This is a genomic window from Herbiconiux sp. A18JL235, assembly GCF_040939305.1.
Taxonomy (GTDB): Bacteria; Actinomycetota; Actinomycetes; order Actinomycetales; family Microbacteriaceae; genus Herbiconiux.
The window spans coordinates 2,815,434-2,834,333 of the sequence record NZ_CP162511.1 but is presented as its reverse complement, the minus strand read 5'-3'; the positions used below and the strand labels follow the sequence as shown (position 1 = coordinate 2,834,333).

General features: G+C 69.5%; 16 protein-coding genes. 13 read left to right on the top strand and 3 right to left on the bottom strand.

Features of this window, described 5'->3' with window-relative positions; translation table 11 throughout:
- Positions 1–15: 15 nt before the first annotated feature.
- The 3 genes from ABFY20_RS13240 to ABFY20_RS13230 are packed head-to-tail and all read left to right on the top strand — an operon-like array spanning position 16 to position 3,633.
- Complete coding sequence (locus ABFY20_RS13240) at positions 16–2,118, top strand: glycosyltransferase (protein ID WP_368496705.1); 2,103 nt, start codon at positions 16–18, stop codon at positions 2,116–2,118.
- Positions 2,119–2,120: 2 nt separating this feature from the next.
- Positions 2,121–2,453: an STAS domain-containing protein gene (locus ABFY20_RS13235; RefSeq protein ID WP_368499788.1), complete on the top strand. Its 333-nt coding sequence runs from the start codon at positions 2,121–2,123 to the stop codon at positions 2,451–2,453.
- Positions 2,446–3,633 (top strand): SpoIIE family protein phosphatase, encoded by a 1,188-nt coding sequence (locus ABFY20_RS13230; RefSeq protein ID WP_368496704.1) that lies wholly within the window; start codon positions 2,446–2,448, stop codon positions 3,631–3,633. Before ABFY20_RS13235 ends, ABFY20_RS13230 begins: the two co-directional genes overlap by 8 nt.
- A 26-nt stretch (positions 3,634–3,659) precedes the next feature.
- On the opposite strand, the gene ABFY20_RS13225 is transcribed toward ABFY20_RS13230, so the two are convergent.
- Complete coding sequence (locus ABFY20_RS13225) at positions 3,660–5,495, bottom strand: phosphoenolpyruvate carboxykinase (GTP) (protein ID WP_368496703.1); 1,836 nt, start codon at positions 5,493–5,495, stop codon at positions 3,660–3,662.
- A gap of 114 nt (positions 5,496–5,609) precedes the next feature.
- Between ABFY20_RS13225 and ABFY20_RS13220 the strand changes: the two genes are divergently transcribed.
- Positions 5,610–7,049 carry a helix-turn-helix domain-containing protein gene (locus ABFY20_RS13220; protein WP_368496702.1) on the top strand — a complete coding sequence of 480 codons (1,440 nt, stop codon included), beginning with the start codon at positions 5,610–5,612 and terminating at the stop codon, positions 7,047–7,049.
- Positions 7,050–7,062: 13 nt separating this feature from the next.
- On the opposite strand, the gene ABFY20_RS13215 is transcribed toward ABFY20_RS13220, so the two are convergent.
- On the bottom strand, positions 7,063–8,088 hold the full coding sequence (locus tag ABFY20_RS13215; RefSeq protein WP_368496701.1) for an App1 family protein: 1,026 nt from the start codon (positions 8,086–8,088) through the stop codon (positions 7,063–7,065).
- Positions 8,089–8,199: 111 nt separating this feature from the next.
- Here ABFY20_RS13215 and ABFY20_RS13210 point away from each other — a divergent pair, with 111 nt between their 5' ends.
- The 5 genes from ABFY20_RS13210 (at position 8,200) to ABFY20_RS13190 (ending at position 12,188) form a co-directional block, all read left to right on the top strand.
- Positions 8,200–8,844, top strand: a complete 645-nt coding sequence (locus ABFY20_RS13210) for a TetR/AcrR family transcriptional regulator (protein WP_368496700.1) — start codon at positions 8,200–8,202, stop codon at positions 8,842–8,844.
- A gap of 149 nt (positions 8,845–8,993) precedes the next feature.
- Positions 8,994–9,806, top strand: coding sequence for an ABC transporter ATP-binding protein (locus tag ABFY20_RS13205; RefSeq protein ID WP_368499787.1), 813 nt, complete (start codon positions 8,994–8,996; stop codon positions 9,804–9,806).
- Positions 9,803–10,507 (top strand): ABC transporter permease, encoded by a 705-nt coding sequence (locus ABFY20_RS13200; RefSeq protein WP_368496699.1) that lies wholly within the window; start codon positions 9,803–9,805, stop codon positions 10,505–10,507. The genes ABFY20_RS13205 and ABFY20_RS13200 overlap by 4 nt, the downstream gene beginning before the upstream one ends.
- The gene (locus tag ABFY20_RS13195; protein WP_368496698.1) at positions 10,504–11,241 is read left to right on the top strand and encodes an ABC transporter permease; all 738 of its coding nucleotides are present in this window, start codon (positions 10,504–10,506) and stop codon (positions 11,239–11,241) included. Before ABFY20_RS13200 ends, ABFY20_RS13195 begins: the two co-directional genes overlap by 4 nt.
- 5 nt (positions 11,242–11,246) lie before the next feature.
- Positions 11,247–12,188: an ABC transporter substrate-binding protein gene (locus tag ABFY20_RS13190; RefSeq protein ID WP_368496697.1), complete on the top strand. Its 942-nt coding sequence runs from the start codon at positions 11,247–11,249 to the stop codon at positions 12,186–12,188.
- Positions 12,189–12,198: 10 nt separating this feature from the next.
- Here the strand turns inward: ABFY20_RS13190 and ABFY20_RS13185 are convergent, their stop codons facing one another.
- Positions 12,199–12,879: a DedA family protein gene (locus ABFY20_RS13185; RefSeq protein ID WP_368496696.1), complete on the bottom strand. Its 681-nt coding sequence runs from the start codon at positions 12,877–12,879 to the stop codon at positions 12,199–12,201.
- Positions 12,880–13,033: 154 nt separating this feature from the next.
- Here ABFY20_RS13185 and ABFY20_RS13180 point away from each other — a divergent pair, with 154 nt between their 5' ends.
- From ABFY20_RS13180 to cydC, 4 genes are read left to right on the top strand one after another with little or no spacing between them, the layout of a single operon-like run.
- On the top strand, positions 13,034–14,446 hold the full coding sequence (locus ABFY20_RS13180) for a cytochrome ubiquinol oxidase subunit I (RefSeq protein ID WP_368496695.1): 1,413 nt from the start codon (positions 13,034–13,036) through the stop codon (positions 14,444–14,446).
- Between the two features lie 9 nt (positions 14,447–14,455).
- On the top strand, positions 14,456–15,460 hold the full coding sequence (gene cydB / locus ABFY20_RS13175; protein WP_368496694.1) for a cytochrome d ubiquinol oxidase subunit II: 1,005 nt from the start codon (positions 14,456–14,458) through the stop codon (positions 15,458–15,460).
- Positions 15,461–15,464: 4 nt separating this feature from the next.
- Complete coding sequence (gene cydD, locus ABFY20_RS13170; protein ID WP_368496693.1) at positions 15,465–17,153, top strand: thiol reductant ABC exporter subunit CydD; 1,689 nt, start codon at positions 15,465–15,467, stop codon at positions 17,151–17,153.
- Positions 17,150–18,850: a thiol reductant ABC exporter subunit CydC gene (cydC, locus tag ABFY20_RS13165; RefSeq protein WP_368496692.1), complete on the top strand. Its 1,701-nt coding sequence runs from the start codon at positions 17,150–17,152 to the stop codon at positions 18,848–18,850. Before cydD ends, cydC begins: the two co-directional genes overlap by 4 nt.
- Positions 18,851–18,900: the final 50 nt, after the last annotated feature.

The window sequence follows — 18,900 nt, the reverse complement described above, 5'->3', positions numbered from 1 at the left end:
AGGAGTGACGGGGAGATGTCGAAGCGGGATGTGGGGCCCGCGGAGGCGACGTACGATGCGCGGAGCAGACCACGTGACGGGCGGAGTGAGCTCCGCCTGTGGCTGCTCCGGCTGATCGTCCTGGCCTCCGTCGTTCTGGCCTACAACTACGTCATCTGGCGCTGGCTGGAGTCGGTGAACTGGTCGGCCTGGTGGATCGCGGTGCCGCTCGTCGTCGCCGAGAGCTACAGCGTCATCGACGTCACCCTGTTCGGCCTCACCATGTGGCGGGCCCGCACACGGTCCGCTCCGCCGCAGCCCGCACCCGACGCGACGGTCGACGTCTTCATCGCCACCTACAACGAGCCGGTCGAGCTGGTGAGTGTGACCGCGGCCGCGGCGAAGCGCATCCGATGGCCTCATGAGACCTGGATCCTCGACGACGGCGACAGGCCCGAGATGCGCGCCGCCGCCGAGGAGCTCGGGGTCGGCTACATCACCCGTGGGCGGGAGTGGAGCGACCGGCCCCGGCACGCCAAGGCGGGCAACATCAACAACGCGCTGATGGAGACGACCGGGGAGTTCCTGCTCATCCTCGACGCCGACATGATCCCGCGACCCGAGATCCTCGACCACACGCTCGGCTACTTCCGCGACCCCGAGGTGGCGCTCGTGCAGACGCCGCAGGTGTTCAGCAACGTCGCCACCGGCGACCCGCTGGGCAGCCAGGCACCGCTGTTCTACGGGCCCATCCAGGAGGGGAAGGACGGCTGGAACGCGGCCTTCTTCTGCGGGTCGAACGCCGTGCTGCGGCGCGAGGCGCTCATGCAGCTCGGCATCGTGGGCTACGTGCGGGAGGTCGAGGCCGCGGTGGCGCGCACCCTGCGCGACGCCTTCCGCATCGTGCGGAGGGCGCAGCGGCGGGCGCCGGCCGGATCGGCTGCGGCGGTCGCGCTGGCCGAGACCGCGACGGCGTTGCTGCACGCGCGACAGGCACTCGGCAACGGGGAGCCGCTCGCCGAGGTCACCTACTCGCTGCAGCGGCGCGTCGACGCGGCTGCCGCGGGGGTGGTGTTCCACGACCTCAGGGCGATCCAGGCCGACCTCGCGGCCATCGCCGGGCTCCCTGCCGGCCCCGAGCCCCGACCCGAGGGCGGCCCCGCGGGCGACTCCGCCGCCGGCTCCCCGCTCGGTCCCGCGGTCGGCGCGGCCGGGCCTGTCGCCTTCGACCCCGACGAGGTGCTGGCGAGCCTCGCCACCCGCGACCTCTCGCCCCTCAACGCACTCGAGGCTGTGCAGCTCGCGTTGCGGGCGGTCGACATCGACCGCGACGACGAGGCGCAGGCGGTCATGCCGCTCGCCACCATCTCGGTCACCGAAGACATGGCGACGTCGATGCGGATGCACGGGCTGGGCTGGCGGAGCGTGTTCCACAAGGAGCTGCTCGCCGACGGTCTCGCACCCGAAGACCTGTCGACGGCGCTCACCCAGCGTCTGCGCTGGGCGCAGGGCACCATGCAGGTGTTCCTGCGTGAGAACCCTCTGTTCTCGCGCGGCATGACGGCGGCGCAGCGCCTCATGTACTTTTCCACGATGTGGAGCTACCTCTCCGGGTTCGCGACGATCGTCTATCTCGCGGCCCCGGTCATCTTCCTCGTCTTCGGCGTGCTGCCCGTCGACAGCTGGGCGCCGGAGTTCTTCTGGCACTTCCTGCCCTTCTTCATCGTGAACCAGCTGCTGTTCCTCGTCGCCGCGCGCGGGCTGCCGACCTGGCGCGGGCAGCAGTACAGCCTGGCGCTGTTCCCGGTCTGGATCAGGGCGTGCGTCTCGGCCTTCGGCAACGTCGTCTTCCGCCTCCCTCTCGACTTCGCCGTCACCCCCAAGACGAAGCAGGCGCCCACCGGCGTGCCGTGGCGAAAGCTCCGTTGGCAGCTGATCGCCGCGGTGGTGCTGGTGATCGCGGTGGTGGTGGGCATCATCCGGGTGGTGGTGCTGCAGGACGAGTTCGTGGGTACGGTCGTGAACGTGGTGTGGGTGGCCTACGATCTGCTCATGCTGAGCGTGCTCGTCGGCGCTGTGCGGTACCGGGGGTACGTTCCTGACGAGACCGTGGCGGCTGGTGGAGGAGAGGCGCGATGAGCATGCAGTTCACTGTCGAGACCATCGGCGACGACGTGGCCGTGGTCAAGGGCGACGGACGTCTCACGATGGTCGCCGCTCCCGAGTTCCGTGCGGTGGTGCGGCGAGAGATCGAGGCGGGCCGCGCGCGTGTGGTGGTCGACCTCGGCGCGGTGACCTTCATGGACTCCTCGGGGCTCGGCGCCTTGGTCGGCTGCCTCAAGACCGCTCGGCAGGCCGGCGGAGATCTCCGCATCGCGGCGCCGAACGATCAGGTGATGATGATCTTGCGCCTGTCGAACCTCGACCGGGTCTTCAAGGCCCACGAATCACCGGAGGTGGCCTTCCATGCTTGAACCACGCACCGACGCCCAGGAAGACGCGCGCCTCGAGGCGCTGGCCGCGGTCGGGGTGCTGGGCACCCCGCCCGAGGAGCGCTTCGACCGCATCACGCGCCTGGCCCAGAACCTGCTCGATGCACCGATGTCGTACCTCAACATGGTCGACCGCGACTCGCTCGTGGTGAAGTCGCCGCAGCCCGAGCCCGGGCCGGCGCCCCGCTACCCGTACGGCACCGCGTTCTGCGAGTACACGGTGCACGGCGAGGGGCTCTTCGAGGTTCCGGATGCGCGTCACGATCCGCGCTTCAGCGAGACCCCCGCGGTCACCCACTTCGGCGTCGGTTCCTACGCCGGGGTGCCACTGCGGGTGCCCGGTGGGCTCGCGGTGGGAACCCTGTGCGTCATGCACCCCGACGCGCGCTCGCTGAGCGCGGAGGAGCGCTCCCGGCTCGAGGCCCTCGGGCGCTGGGCCGAGGGCGAGCTGCGCGAGGGGCTCGAGGAGCCCGTCGACGCTGCGGGGGCCGCGAGCCAGTCTCGTGATCTGCCGTCGCTGCACGCCGGAGCCGTCGACGCCACCGCGCTCGCCCTTCCGTTCGGCGAGGTCAGCGGCGACCTTTACGGGTGGTCGGGCGACGGCGAGGCGATCGTGGCGACGCTCGGCGACGTGATGGGCAAGGGCCCGCGCGCGGGCGCGGTGGCCGAAGCGCTGCGGACTCTGCTGCATCCGGAGGCCGGGGGCGCGGGGGAGTCACCCGACGAAGCACTGCGGCGGGCCTCTCGCGAGATCGCCCCTCGCCTCGACGACCTGGGTGGTTTCGTCACCCTCTTCCATGCGCGCATCGACACCCGCACGGGTGTGGTGGAGTTCGCGGATGCGGGCCACGGCCTCACCCTGCACCTCAGCGAGGCAGGTGCCACCACCCGCCTCGCCTCCCATGACATGCCCCTGGGTCTCCAGGACGACGAGCACGGCTGGGCGGTGCAGCGGGTGCAGCTCGAGCGCGGTGACATCCTGCTGTCGGTCACCGACGGCATGCTCGACGCCTACGACTCCACGCTCGCGAGCCTCGACCGCATCGCCGAAGAGCTCCGTGCAGAGCCCGCGGTACCGGCCTTCCTCGACAGCATGACGGCGCGCATAGCGATCGCCAGGGTCGACGACGACGTCACGATCCTGGCGATCACCTTCAGCTGAGACCCGGGCTCGGTCTCAGACCATACCTACCTCACGTTGGCGCGAAGCGTCGACAGCTCGCGGTGCAGCTGGTCGGGGATGCGGTCGCTGCCGAGCTCCTCGAAGTAGTGCTCGATCTCGTCGGCCTCTCGGCTCCACGCGGCGCGGTCGACGGAGAGGATGGACTGGAGGTCCTCGTAGCCGAGCTCGAGGCCGTCGACGTTGAAGTCGCGCACCTTCGGGAGCTTGCCGACGGGGGTGTCGACGACCTCCACCTCGCCTTCGATGCGGCGCACGATCCACTCGATCACCCGCGAGTTCTCCGAGAACCCGGGCCAGAGGAACTTCCCGTTCTCGTCCTTCCTGAACCAGTTCACCGAGAAGATGGGGGGAGCATCCGCGCCGAGCTTCTCGCCGATGGTCAGCCAGTGGCCGAAGTAGTCGGTGATGTTGTAGCCGCAGAACGGCAACATCGCGAAGGGGTCGTGACGAAGGCGGCCGACGGCGCCCTCGGCGGCCGCTGTGGTCTCGGAGGCCATCGTCGCCCCCATGAACACGCCGTGCGACCAGTCGCGGGCCTGCGACACCAGCGGCACCGTCGAGGGCCGGCGGCCGCCGAACAGGATGGCGTCGATGACGACGCCCTCGGGGGAGTCCCACTCGGAGGCGATCGACGGGCACTGGTCGGCGGTCACGGTGAACCGCGAGTTCGGGTGCGCAGCCGGGGTGGCCGACGAGGGGGTCCAGTCGTTGCCCTGCCAGTCGATGAGGTGGCCGGGCGCCTTCGGGGTGAGGCCCTCCCACCAGATGTCGCCGTCGTCGCGCAGGGCGACGTTGGTGAAGATCGAGTTGCCCCACACGGTGTCGACAGCCGTCGGGTTCGTGGTGATGCCGGTGCCGGGGGCGACACCGAAGAATCCTCGCTCGGGGTTGATGGCGCGCAGCTTGCCGTCGGGGCCGGGGCGCATCCAGGCGATGTCGTCACCGATGGTCTCGACCTTCCAGCCCGGGATGCTGGGGTTCAGCATGGCGAGGTTGGTCTTGCCGCAGGCCGAGGGGAACGCGGCGGCGACGTGGTAGACCTTGCCCGCCGGCGAGGTGATCTTGATGATGAGCATGTGCTCGGCGAGCCAGCCCTCGTCACGGGCCATGACCGAGGCGATGCGCAGGGCGAAGCACTTCTTGCCGAGCAGCGCGTTGCCGCCGTAGCCCGAGCCGAACGACCAGATCTCACGCGTCTCGGGGAAGTGGCTGATGTACTTCGACGGGTTGTGCGGCCAGGCGACGTCGGGGATGCGGGCGCCGGCGGCGTCGACGAGGGGCATGCCCACCGAGTGCAGCGCGGGCACCCAGGGGGTCTCGGGCTCGATGAGGTCGAGCGCGGCCTCACCCATGCGGGTCATGAGCTGCATGCTCACCACGACGTAGGGGGAGTCGGTCACCTGCACGCCGAGCTGCGAGATGGGGCCGCCGAGGGGGCCCATGGAGAACGGCACGACGTACATGGTGCGGCCGCGCATGCTGCCGGCGAACAGCGTGGTGAGCTCCTCGCGCATCTCGAAGGGGTCACGCCAGTGGTTCGTCGGGCCGGCGTCCTCCTCCTTCTCGGAGCAGATGAAGGTGCGGTCCTCGACGCGCGCCACGTCGGCAGGGTCGCTGCGGGCGAGGAAGCTGTTCGGGCGCCACTCCGGGTTGAGGCGGATGAGGGTGCCCTGCGTCACCATCATCTTGGTGAGCTCGTCCCACTCCCTCGTCGATCCGTCGCACCACACGATCGAGTCGGGCTTGGTGAGGGCGGCGATGTCGCGCACCCATTCGTTGACGTCGGCGTTCTTGCTGGGGCCGTCGACGCCGACCATGGAGGGGGTTTCCAGAATGCTCATCGTGTGACCTGCTTCTTCGTCAAGGTGGCTGCGGTATTTCCACTATGACGAGCACGGAGAGCGGTATTCGGCTATTCTCTCGGAAAGATCGGCCGATTTTTACAGGAGGCGAAGATGGCGGACTCGACCGACCTCATCACGCTCGGACGACGCATCCGGCACCACCGCAAGGAGCGCGGGTTCACGCTCGACCAGCTCGGGGCGCGCGTCGGTGTGGTGGGCAGTCAGCTCTCCCTGATCGAGAACGGCCGGCGCGAGCCGAAGCTGTCGCTGCTGCAGGCGCTCTCGACCGAGCTGGGTGTCGCCGTTCCCGATCTGCTGAGCCCCGAGGCTCCGGATGCGCGCACCGCCCTCCAGATCGAGCTCGCCAAGGCGCAGGCCGGCCCGCTCTACGCCTCGCTCGGGCTCCCCGTCGTGCCGGCCAGCCGCAACCTGCCGCTCGAGACCCTCGAGTCGCTGGTGGGGCTGCACCGCGAACTCACCAGGCGCGCACGCGAGTCGATCGCCACCCCCGAGGAGGCGCGCCGCGCCAACACCGAGAACCGCATGGCGATGCGGGCTCGCAACAACTACCTCCCCGATCTCGAGAAGCTCGCCGAGGAGACGATGGCCTCGGTGGGGCACACCACCGGTGCGCTGACCCACCGCAGCGTGTCGCTCCTGGCCGAGAAGCTCGGCTTCACCCTGATCTACGTCGACAACCTGCCGCACTCCGCACGCTCGGTCACCGACCTGGCCAACGGGCGCATCTACCTGCCGCCGGCATCGATCCCCGGCGGTCACGGCCTCCGCTCGATGGCCCTGCAGGCGGTCGCCCACCGGGTTCTCGGGCACACTCCTCCGGCGAGCTACGCCGAGTTCCTGCAGCAGCGGCTCGAGATCAACTACTTCGCTGCAGCGTGCCTCATGCCCGAGACCGCATCCGTCGCCTTCCTCAGTGCGGCGAAGCAGCGCCGCGACCTGTCGGTGGAGGACTACCGCGACGCGTTCGGCGTCACCCACGAGGCCGCCGCCCTGCGTATGACCAACCTCTCGACCGCACATCTCGACATGGGTGTGCACTTCCTGCGGGTGGGGGAGGACGGCGCCATCTACAAGGCGTACGAGAACGACGGGCTCCCGCTCCCCGTCGACGTGACGGGGGCCGTCGAGGGGCAACTGGTGTGCCGCAACTGGGCAGCGCGCGGTGCGCTCGCCCGCACCAACCGCACGACGGAGTTCTATCAGTACACCGACACCCCCGCCGGCACCTTCTGGTGCGCCACGCAGACCGGCAAGACCGACGCCGGCTCGTTCTCCATCTCGTTCGGCGTGCCCTTCGCCGACGCGAAGTGGTTCCGAGGCCGCGACACCGGCAAGCGGCAACTCTCCCGCTGCCCTGACGAGTCGTGCTGCCGCAAGCCGGCATCCGAGCTTGCCGAGCGCTGGTCGGACAACGCGTGGCCGAGCGCCAAACTGCACGCCCACATCCTGTCGCCCCTGCCCTCGGGCAAGTTCCCCGGGGTGGACGAGAACGAGGTGTACCAGTTCCTCGAGGCGCACTCGGGCAGCTGATCAGACGGAGCGGCTACAGCAGCTGCGCGGCGAGACCCGCGCCGTCGGGCGCGTACACCCAGCGGGTGGCATCGCCCGGGTGCGCGCTCTTCGAGCGGCCGCCCGCGAGCACCGCCTCACTCGGGGAGAGCTGACGGATGGCGATCGCCTCGACACTGCCGGGGTTCTCGCGCGCGAACGCCCCGTAGATCGACTCGTCGTGCTGCCCGTCGTCGCCGATGAGCACCCAGCGGATGTCGGGGAACTGTTCGGCGAGGCTCTTGAGGTTCGACCGCTTGTGCTCGGGCCCGCTGCGGAAGAAGCGGTCGGGGGTGGGGCCCCAGTCGGTGAGCAGCAGCGGACCGCGCGGGTAGAGGTTGCGGGAGAGGAAGCGGGTGAGGGTGGGGGCGACGTTCCAGGCGCCCGTCGAGAGGTAGATGACCGGTGCGCCGGGGTGCGCCGAGGTGAGGCGTTCGAGGAACACCGCCATGCCGGGCGTCGGCGTCCGTGCGTGCTCGTTGAGCACGAAGGTGTTCCAGAAGGCCAGGAAGGGGCGGGGGAGCGCGGTGACCATGACGGTGTCGTCGATGTCGCAGACGATGCCGAAATCGGTGTCGGGAGCCACGATGTTCACCGGCGCCTCCACCGTGTCGGAGCCCTCCGTGTGCATCGTGATGGTGTGCCAGCCCGGCTCGAGCTCCACCTCCACGGTGGTGTCGACGACGCCGCCGCGATCGGCCTGCACCGTGCGCACGATGCCCTCGATTTCGATGGTGACGTCGACCGAGCCCACCGGCACGCTGGTGAAGCTGCGCCAGCCGCGCACCCGCTCCTCCTTGCGGCGCCAGGGGAGGGAGCGCCGCGATCCCGGTTTCGGCGGTTTCGCGAGAAGGACCCGCCCGAGCACACGTACCCGGGTGACCGATCCGTAGCCCGCGTAGGGGATGACGGTGGGCAGGTGGCCGCGCTTGCGCGCCCACTTCTCCCGGAACTCGTGGATGGCGTCGTCGATCCGGGCAGCTCGATGAAGTCGGGGGAGGGCCACGGGATGAGAACGCATCCGGTCCAGTCTGTCATGGGTGGCCGCCGCGCGGGAGGAGCCGGATTGATGCATCCTCATGAGACGACGATCTAGACTCAGGTGTCGGAACTTCGGGAAGGGACGGGTTCGGTGGCATTCAACGACCTGATCAGCGGTGCGCTCACGTCGACCGGAGGGGTTCGCAACGAGCCGGTCCAAGCGCGCAGCAGCGAACGCATCGAGGCGCTGCTCGACGCGGCGTCGGCGGTCGTGGCGGAGGTCGGCATCGAACGTCTCACCACGGCGATGGTGGCCGAGCGGGCTGGTGCCTCGATCGGCACCGTGTACCGCTACTTCCCCGATCGCATCGCCGTGCTCGCTGCCATGAGCCGCCGGGGCTATGAGCGCTTCATCCGCAGCGGGGTGGAGCGCCTCGAGACCCTGCAGCCCACCACCCTCGACGCCGCGTTCGGCGCCCTCATCGATGCCGCGGTCGAGCTGCACCGCTCCGAGCCGGGGTACACCTCCATCAGGCTGAGCGACCAGGTGGCGCTGCCCGAGGTCGACGGCGGTTCCGCCATCGCCGCGCGCACCGCCGGGCCTCTCGCCGCCGTGCTCGTGGCCGAGCTCGGCCTCACCGACGGCGGCGGGCTGTCCGCAGCCCTCGACGTGGCGCTCACCATCGCCGACGCGCTCCTCGTGCGTGCCTTCATCATCGATCCCGCGGGCGACCAGGCGGCGATCGAGACCTGCCGCGCCGTGGTCTCGGCCTACCTGGCGGGCGCCGCCTCCTGATCTCCCGCCCACGGGCGTACCACCGTCGGGTCGGCAACAGCTGGGCAACAATGTGACGATCTCTGACTCCGGGGCTTTGCGTTTGCGCCGAACGATGTTTGGCTGGTTCAGAGGGTCGCAGTCCGCGGTCCACCGATGATTGGACCGTGATGATCGAGTTCCGCTCGGTGACCAAGCGCTTCCCCGACGGCACGGTCGCCGTCGACGGCTTCGATCTCGTCATCCCGCCCCGCAAGACCACGGTGTTCGTGGGCTCCTCGGGCTGCGGCAAGACGACGCTGCTGCGCATGATCAACCGCATGATCGACCCGAGCTCCGGCAGCATCCTCATCGACGGCGACGACACCGCGAGCCTCGCGCCGGTGAAGCTGCGCCGCCGCATCGGCTACGTGATGCAGAACTCCGGCCTGCTGCCGCACCGCAAGGTCATCGACAACGTGGCGACCGTGCCCATCCTGAACGGGGTGGCGAAGAAGCAGGCGCGGGAGCGCGCGCTGGAGCTCCTCGACACCGTGGGCCTCGACCGCTCTCTCGCCACGAAGTACCCGCGCCAGCTCTCGGGTGGTCAGCAGCAGCGGGTGGGGGTGGCGAGGGGACTCGCAGCCGACCCGAACATCCTGCTCATGGACGAGCCCTTCGGCGCCGTCGACCCCATCGTGCGGGCCGAGCTGCAGCAGGAGACTCTGCGGCTGCAGAACGATCTGGGCAAGACGGTGGTGTTCGTCACCCACGACATCGACGAGGCGTTCCTGCTCGGCCACCAGGTCGTCATCCTCACCAAGGGCGGGCACATCGAGCAGGTGGGCACACCGGCCGAGATCCTCGCCGCGCCCGCGAACGACTTCGTCGCCAGCTTCGTCGGGGCCGACAAGGGCAAGCGGATGCTGCGCATCGAGCGCATCGACGGCCGCGACGTCGTCGTCGACGAGTTCGGCACCCCCACGGGAGTGCTCCAGCCGTGAAGTGGCTCGAGTCGAACCTCGGGCTGGTGTGGGAACTCATCCTCACCCATGTCGGCCTGTGCATCCCGCCGATCATCCTCGGCTTCGTGATCTCCATCCCCCTGGGTTGGCTCGCGAACCGGTACCGCTGGTCGCGGGGCACGATCCTCGTCGTGCTCGGGCTGCTCTACACGATCCCGTCGCTGCCGCTGTTCATCTTCATGCCGCTCATCCTCGGCACCCCGCAGCTGTCGTCGGCCAACGTGGTGGTGGCGCTGACGATCTACGCGGTGGCGCTCATGGTGCGGTCGGCGGCCGAGGGTCTCGGGTCGGTCGACGCCGACGTGCTGCAGGCCGCCTCGGCGATGGGCTACTCGCCCTGGCAGCGGTTCTGGCGGGTGGAGCTGCCGCTCGCCGGGCCCGTGCTCCTGGCAGGCCTGCGGGTGGTGTCGGCGAGCACGGTGAGCCTCGCCACCATCGGCTCGGTGATCGGCGTCACGAGCCTCGGTTATCTCTTCCTCAACGGTCTGCAGCGCACCATCCCCGCCGAGGTGGCCACCGGTATCGTCGCGGTGCTCGTCATCGCCGTCGTGTTCGACCTGGCGCTCGTGCTGCTCGGCCGTGCGGTGCTGCCCTGGAACCGGCGCGACCGGCTGAAGAAGTCGAGGGCCGAACGGCTCACCGACAGCCGCTCCGCCGTGCTGACGGGGGCGGGCTCGTGAACCTCTTCGGCGAGGCGATCGCCTGGATCCTCGACCCCGCGAACATGACCGGCCCGACCGGGTGGGTGGCCCGGCTCGTCGAGCAGCTCGCCTACACCTTCGGGGCGGTCGCCATCGCGGCGGTCATCGCGGTGCCGTTCGGCTACCTCGTGGGCCACACCGGCCGAGGCCGAGACGTCGCGGTGTCGCTGTCGGGCGGGTTCAGGGCGCTGCCGAGCCTCGGCGTCATCATCCTGCTCGCCCTCGGGCTCGGCATCGGTTTCCGCGCACCCCTGCTCACCTTCGTCATCATCGCGATCCCGCCCATCCTGGCGGGCGCCTACGCGGGGTTCGAGGCGGTCGACCGCAAGACCATCGACGCCGCACGGGCGATGGGCATGACCGAGTGGCAGGTCGTGACGCGGGTGGAGATCCCGCTGGGTCTCCCGCTGCTGATCGGCGGCATCCGCTCGGCGGTGCTGCAGGTGGTGGCCACGGCGACGCTCGCGGCCTACGTGTCGGGCGGTGCGCTCGGCGCCTTCATCTTCCAGGCCTTTGCCACCAAGAACTACCCGCTGGCCCTGGCCGCATCGATCCTCGTCACGGCGCTCGCGCTGGTGCTCGAGGGAATATTCGTGCTCATCCAGAGGCTGGTGGTTCCACGCGGCGTCGCCGCGACGGAGCAGAGAGAAGTCCGCGCACGGTCGCCCCGACCGCGTGCGGTGATGGGGAATCCCATCCGAGAAGGGAAATGAATCACATGTTCACAGCAATCAAGAAAGGCCGGCTCGTCGCAGGGCTAGTCGCGGTCAGCGCTGTGGTGGCGCTGGCAGGGTGTGCGTCGAGCGATCCGCTGGGCACCACGTCCACATCGGGCGCAGGCTCGAGCGACGCAGCGTCCGGCCCCATCGTCATCGGTTCGCAGGCGTACTACTCGAACGAGATCATCGCCGAGATCTACGCCCAGGCCCTTGAGGCCAACGACATCGAGGTGACGCGCCAGTTCAACATCGGGCAACGCGACGCCTACCTGCCGGCGCTGGAGAGCGGCGAGGTGCAGCTGTTCCCCGAGTACAGCGGCAACCTGCTGCAGTACTACGACCCCGAGACCACCGCCAAGACGAGCGACGACGTCTACGCCGCCCTCGCCGGTGCGCTGCCCTCGGGCCTAGAGGTGCTCGACCAGTCGCCCGCCTCCGACCAGGACTCCTACAACGTCACCAAGGAGTTCTCGGAAGCCAACGGCGTGACGAGCCTCGAAGACCTCTCGAAGGTCACGACGCCCATCACCCTCGGCGGGAACTCCGAGCTGCAGACGCGCCCCTACGGCCCCGAGGGCCTCCAGTCGACGTACGGTGTGACCGTCGGCTTCACCCCCATCGAAGACTCGGGCGGCCCGCTCACCATCCAGGCGCTGAAGGACAACACGGTGCAGATGGTGAACATCTACTCGGCTGACCCGAACATCAAGACCTCAGGCCTTGTGACGCTGGAAGACCCGAAGGGCCTCTTCCTCGCCTCGAACGTGGTGCCGCTCATCAACACCGATGCGGCGACCCCCGAGGTCACCGAGGTCATCAACAAGGTCAGCGCGGCGCTCACCGCCGAAGACCTCGTCGACCTCAACTCGCAGAGCGTCAACGATCAGGACTCGGCCGAGAACATCGCCAAGAACTGGCTCGCGAAGGTCGCGCTCTTCTAGACCCCTCCGCCTACGAGACCCCGTCTTCCTCCGCCTCGGCGGCGGGAGGCGGGGTCTCCTGCATGTGGCGTAACTCGGCGCGGCCGACGAGCTGCTTCACCACGAAGACCGCGACGACGAAGGCGGCGATGACCGCGACGAAGATGTAGCCGGCGCCGTGCAGCTCTTTCGACAGCTCGCGGTAGGAGCCCGCGGCGAAGGCCCCCACCGAGACGTAGGCGAAGGCCCAGATGATGCAGGCCGGCACCGTCCAGGCCATGAAACGGCGGTAGCGCATCGGGCTCATGCCCACGGTGAGAGGGATGAGGGAGTGCAGCACGGGGAGGAAGCGCGACAGGAATACTGCGATGCCGCCGCGCCTCGCGAGGTAGGTCTCGGCGCGCACCCAGTTCTTCTCACCGATCCTCCGGCCCAGCCTGCTCGCTCGGAGCTTCGGCCCGAACCAGCGCCCGATGGCGAAGCCGAGACTCTCCCCGCAGAGCGCTCCGATCACCACGACGACGACGAGAGAGATGTATTCAAGTGGGGATGCGACACCGGTTGCGGCGACGATGACGACGGTGTCGCCCGGAACGATCAGGCCGATGAGCACGCTCGTCTCGAGCAGAATCGCCACACCCGCTAAAAGGGTTCTGACCAGCGGATCTACCGACTGAACGGTATCCAGGATCCACGACAGCGCCTCGTTCATGCTTGTATTCCACATCGCATGCAGAACACTCTAGCCGGGCAACCATGAGATTCCCCGATGGGTTTGATTGCTTGTATACAAGCTCGGTAGGATCGAGGTGTCGCACCCCCTGCGACGGCAGCGTGGCCCGGTCTTCCGCGCAAGGAGTTCCCTCGTGAACGAACTACTCGATCCGCTCATCCTCTCGAGGTGGCAATTCGGTCTCACGACCATCTACCACTTCCTCTTCGTGCCCCTCACCATCGGGCTCGCCGTCACCGTCGCGATCTTCCAGACCGCCTGGGTGCGCACCGACAAGGAGAAGTACCTCCAGCTCACGAGGTTCTTCGGCAAGATCTTCCTCATCAACTTCGCGATGGGCGTCGTGACAGGAATCGTGCAGGAGTTCCAGTTCGGCATGAACTGGAGCGACTACTCCCGCTTCGTCGGCGACGTCTTCGGCGCACCGCTCGCGCTCGAGGGCCTTCTCGCCTTCTTCCTCGAGGCCACCTTCATCGGGCTCTGGATCTTCGGCTGGAATCGACTGCCGAGAAGGGTGCACCTGCTGACCATCTGGGCCGCCGCCGTCGGCAGCGTGCTGTCGGCCTACTTCATCATCGCCGCGAACGCGTTCATGCAGAACCCGGTGGGCTTCCAGATCAACGAGGCCAAGGGCCGGGCAGAACTCACCGACATCGGGGCCCTGTTGACGAACAAGGTCGCGCTGGCCGCCTTCCCGCACACGATCTTCGCCTGCTTCATGGTGACCGCCGGCCTCATCATCGCCGCGGCGGCCTGGCACCTCTACCGCAACCAGCACCTCGAGACCATGCGCCCCGCACTGAAGTTCGGGCTCTGGATGATGGTGATCGCCGGAGCGCTGACGGTGCTGAGCGGCGACCAGCTCGGCCTTGCCATGGTGGAGACCCAGCCGATGAAGATGGCGGCGGCTGAGGCGCTCTACCGCACCTCCACCGGCGCCGACGCCTCGTTCTCGGTGTTCACCCTGGGCACGCCCGACGGGGTGAGCGAGCTGTTCAGCATCCGCATCCCCTACCTCCTGTCGTTCCTCTCGACGCACACCTTCGACGGCACGGTGGAGGGCATCAACGACCTGCAGGCCCAGTACGTGCAGCTCTACGGCCCCGGCGACTACACGCCCACCATCTGGATCACCTACTGGTCGTTCCGCTGGATGATCGGGCTCGGCATGCTGCACGTGCTCATCGCCGTCGTCGGCCTCTGGCTCACCCGCCGCGGGCGTTCGCCGAAGTGGCGCTGGATGTGGCGCGTGGCCGTCTGGGCGTTCCCGCTCTCGCTCGGCGCCATGATCGTGGGTTGGATCTTCACCGAGATGGGCCGTCAGCCCTGGATCGTGTTCAGCCTGCTGAAGACCGAAGACGCGGTGTCTCCCGGCATCACCGGCCTCGACGTGCTCATCTCGCTCGTCGTGTTCACCCTGCTCTACGGCTCGCTCGCGGTGGTCGAGTTCAAACTCATCACGAAGGCCATCCGGAAGGGGCCCGACGCCCCACCGCCGGTCGACGAGGAGACCGGCGAGCTCAAGCACGAGGCGACGGTCTACTAGGAGCGCATGATGGATCTCACACTTCTCTGGTTCTGCATCGTCGGCTTCCTCTTCGTCGGCTACTTCGTGCTCGACGGCTTCGACTTCGGCGTCGGCATGTCACTGCCCTTCCTCTCGAAAGACGACACCGACCGCCGGGTGCTCATCAACACCATCGGACCCGTCTGGGACCTCAACGAGACCTGGGTCATCGTCGCGGGCGCTTCGCTGTTCGCGGCGTTCCCCGAGTGGTACGCCACCCTGTTCAGCGGGTTCTACCTGCCGCTCCTGCTCATCCTCGCCGCGCTCATCCTGCGCGGGGTCTCGTTCGAGTACCGGCACCAGCGCCCCGAGCCGGCGTGGAAGAAGCGGTTCGACCGGATGATCGTGATCGGCTCTGCGGTTCCCGCCTTCCTGTGGGGTGTCGCTTTCGCGAACATCGTGCGCGGCGTTCCGCTCGACGCGAACCACGACTACATCGGCACCTTCTTCGACCTGCTGAACCCCTACGCGCTCCTTGGTGGCGTCACGACCCTGCTGCTGTTCTTCACCCACGGCGTGGTGTTCGTGGCTCTGAAGACCGACGGCGAGATCAGGCAGCGGGCACGCGCCCTCGCCACCAGGGCCGGGATCGTCACCGTGGTCGTCGCCGCCGCGTTCCTCGTCTGGACCTCCGTCGCCTACGGCACCATCGCATCCGTCGCCCTCTCGGGTGCGGCCGCGGTCGCGCTCGTGGTGGCGGTGCTCGCGAACCGGAGCGGCGCCGAGAAGCTCGCCTTCGGCCTCATGGCCGCCACCATCGGGTTCGCGGTGCTGAGCCTGTTCTTCGCGCTCTTCCCCGACGTGATGCCGGCCTCCAACGACCCCGCGAACAGCCTCACCATTGCGAACGCGTCGTCGTCGGAGTACACGCTCACCATCATGAGCTGGGTCGCGCTCATCTTCCTGCCGCTCATCCTGGCCTACCAGGGTTGGACCTACTGGGTGTTCCGCAAGCGCGTGACGCGAGCTCACATCCCCGCCGAGGCACACTAGACAGGTGCGACCCCTCGATCCCCGGCTCCTGACCTACGCGGCGTCGGCCCGGTCGTTCTTCGCGGCCGGGGCGCTCCTCGCCGTGGTGCAGACGGGGTCCGTCATCGCCTTCGCCTACCTGGTGACGCAGATCGTGGTGAAAGCGATCGACGGCGCCTCGCTCGCGAGTCTCGGCGGGCTCCTGGTGGGGCTGACCGCGGTGGTGGTGCTGCGCTTCGCTGCGGCCTGGCTCACCGAGGTGAACTCCACGCGGGGTGCCGCCGCGGTGAAGAGCCAGTTGCGCGCGAGGGTGCTCGACGCCGTCGACCTGCTCGGCCCCGGCTGGCTTGCCGGGCGCAACACCACCGCGGTGGGGGTGACGGCCGGGCCGGGGCTCGACGCGCTCGACACCTATTTCTCGCGCTACCTGCCGCAGCTCATCCTCACCGGCATCGCGACGCCGGCGGTGCTCGCGGTCATCTGGTGGCAGGACTGGATCTCGGGCCTGACCGTCTCGGTCACCCTCCCGCTCATCCCCGTCTTCATGGTGCTCATCGGCCTCGCCACCCGATCGGTGCAGCAGAAGCAGTGGGAGAAGCTCTCGCGGCTGTCGACGGCGTTCCTCGACGTCGTCGGCGGTCTGTCGACGCTCACGGTGTTCGGGCGGCAGCATCGGCAGGCGGCGCGCATCCGTACCGTCACCGACGACTACCGGCGGCAGACCATGAAGGTGCTGCGCATCTCCTTCCTCAGCGGCTTCGCGCTCGAGCTCGCGGCGAGCCTCGCTGTGGCGCTCGTGGCCGTGTCGATCGGCGTCAGGCTGATCGACGGATCGCTCGGGCTCGAGGTGGGCCTGTTCGTGCTGCTGCTCGCCCCCGAGGCGTTCCTGCCCCTGCGCAACGTCGGTGCGCAGTTCCACGCGGCGGCCGACGGGGTGGCAGCGTCGACCGAGGTGTTCGAGCTGCTCGAGGCCGCCGCCGCCACATCGACCCGTCACGACACGCCCTCTGACGGAGCTGAGAGGGCCGATCGCGACGGGTCGTTCGATGCGGGCGTGGCGTTCGAGGGGGTGCGCGTGCGGTACGGGGAGGTCATCGCCCTCGAGGGGCTGGATGCGCGGGCCAGGGCCGGGCAGGTCACCGCAGTGGTCGGGGCGAGCGGCAGCGGCAAGTCGTCGCTGCTCGCGGCCCTCGTCGGCTTCACACGCTACGACGGGTCGATCACCGTCGACGGGCTCGACGTCGGCGGGCAGCCCGCACCGCGCCCCTGGCTCGCCTGGGCCGGACAGCGCGCCGCCGTACTGCCCGGCACCGTTCTGGAGAACGTGACGCTCGGCGACGCCGAGCCGCAGCATCCGCTCGCCGTTGCCGCTCTGGCGCTCGCCGGGGCACCCGAGATCGCCCTCGACACCGTCGTCGACGCGCTCGGCGGGGGTCTGTCGGGCGGTCAGGCGCAGCGCGTCTCGGCGGCGCGGGCGATCTACCGGGCGCGGCGGTTCGATTGCTCGGTGGTCGCGTTCGACGAGCCGACCTCGGCCCTCGACCCCGAGCACGAGGCGCACTTCGCGGCGGGGCTGCGGGCGCTCGCCGACGAGGGGCGCGCGGTGGTGGTGGTGACGCACCGGCCCGACCTCGTCGCGACAGCGGATGCGGTGATCGCGATGGGGGAGCGTGCCGTGAGCAACGCCGACGGCCTCGAGAGGGGTGCGCGATGAGGCGCGCCGAGGTGCTGCGGCTGGCGCAGCCGAAGCTCGTGAGGTTCCTCCCCGGCGTGGCGTTCGGGCTGCTCTCCGCGCTCTGCGCGGTCGGGCTGCTCGCGACGGCGGCCTGGCTCATCACGCGGGCGGCCGAGATGCCGCCCATCCTCTTCCTCTCGATGGCGATGGTGGGGGTGCGGGCGTTCGCGCTCGGGCGGGCGGCCTTCCGCTACGTGGAGCGCCTGTTCAGTCACGATGCTGCGTTCGCGACCCTCCCCGAGCTGAGGGTCGGTGTGTACGAGCGGCTCGTGCCGGTGTCGCCGGACGGGCTGGGCGGCACGCGCCGGGGCGACCTGCTGGCGCGGCTGGTGGGAGACGTCGACGAGCAGCAGAACCTGCCGCTGCGCGTCGTGCAACCCCTCGTCGTCTCAGGACTCACCGCCGTCGCGAGCGTCGTCGTCATGTCGATCGTGCTGCCCGCCGCGGGGTTCGTGCTGGGCGTGGCGCTCGTCGCGGTGTTCGTGCTCGGCACAGTGGTGAACGCCCTGGTCTCGGGCCGGGCCGAGCGGGCGATCGCAGGCCTGCGCGGTAGCTATCAGGCGGAGCTCGCCGACCACCTGACCCATCTCGACGTGCTCACCGCCTACGGAGCCGTCGCCGCGGGCCGCGAACGGCTCGCCGACGCCGATCGTGACCTCACCCGTGCGGTGCTTCGACGTTCCGCGGGCGTCGGGGCGACCTCGGCGCTCGTGGTGCTGGTCGCCGGGCTGGTGACGGTGCTGACGCTCGTCGTCGGTGTTCCCACTCTCGGCACGGGCGGCTTCGGGGGGCCGGCGCTCGCCGTCGTCGCGCTGCTGCCGTTGGCGGTGTTCGAGGTGGTCGCGATGGTGCCGCTGGCGGCAGGCGCCTGGCGACAGGTCTCGGCGAGCGCCGACCGCATCGCCTCGGTCGTGCCCGATGAGGTGCCGGAGGGGATCCCGGTCGACGGGCCGCGGGCGACCCGACGTGCGCCGAGCGGCCCGGTGCGGCTCAGCCTCCGCGGGGTGACGGCGCGGTGGCCGGGAGGCGGTGACGCCGCGGCCGAGGCGCCGGGCGGTGCCGCGGCGGGCCGGCCGCTCGCCCTCGCGCCGGTGTCGTTCGAGGTGGAGCCGGGCGACCGCATCCTGGTGCGGGGCGGCAGCGGAGCGGGCAAGACCACCCTCGCGCACGTGCTCGTGCGCTTTCTCGACCACGGCGGCGACTACCTGCTCGACGGAGTCGACGTCGCAGAGTACCCCGCCGACGAGGTGCGGCGCGTGGTGGGCCTGTGCGAGCAACGGCCCTACCTCTTCGACGACGACATCAGACAGAACCTGCTCTTCGCGAAAGACACGGCCACCGACGGAGAGCTCGAGGCCGTGCTCGATCGCGTCGGGCTCGGCGACTGGATGCGCGCCCGCGGCGGCCTCCGCGCCAGGGTCGGCGACCGGGGTGCGCTGGTCTCGGGCGGGCAGGCGCAGCGCCTCGCACTGGCGAGGGCCCTGCTCGCCGAGTTCCCCGTGCTGGTGCTCGACGAGCCCACGGCCAACGTCGACCCCGACCGTGCCGACGCGCTGGTGCGCGACCTGCTGCAGGCAGCGGGGCGGGGTGACCGGGCCGTCGTGCTCATCTCGCACACGCCGGTCGACGACGAGCTCGTCACGAAGACGGTGCGGCTGGAGGCGCCGCGAGACTGAGGCTGCTGATGCGTGGGCGGGGCCTGCCGGCGAGCGTCCGCGGGCGCCTT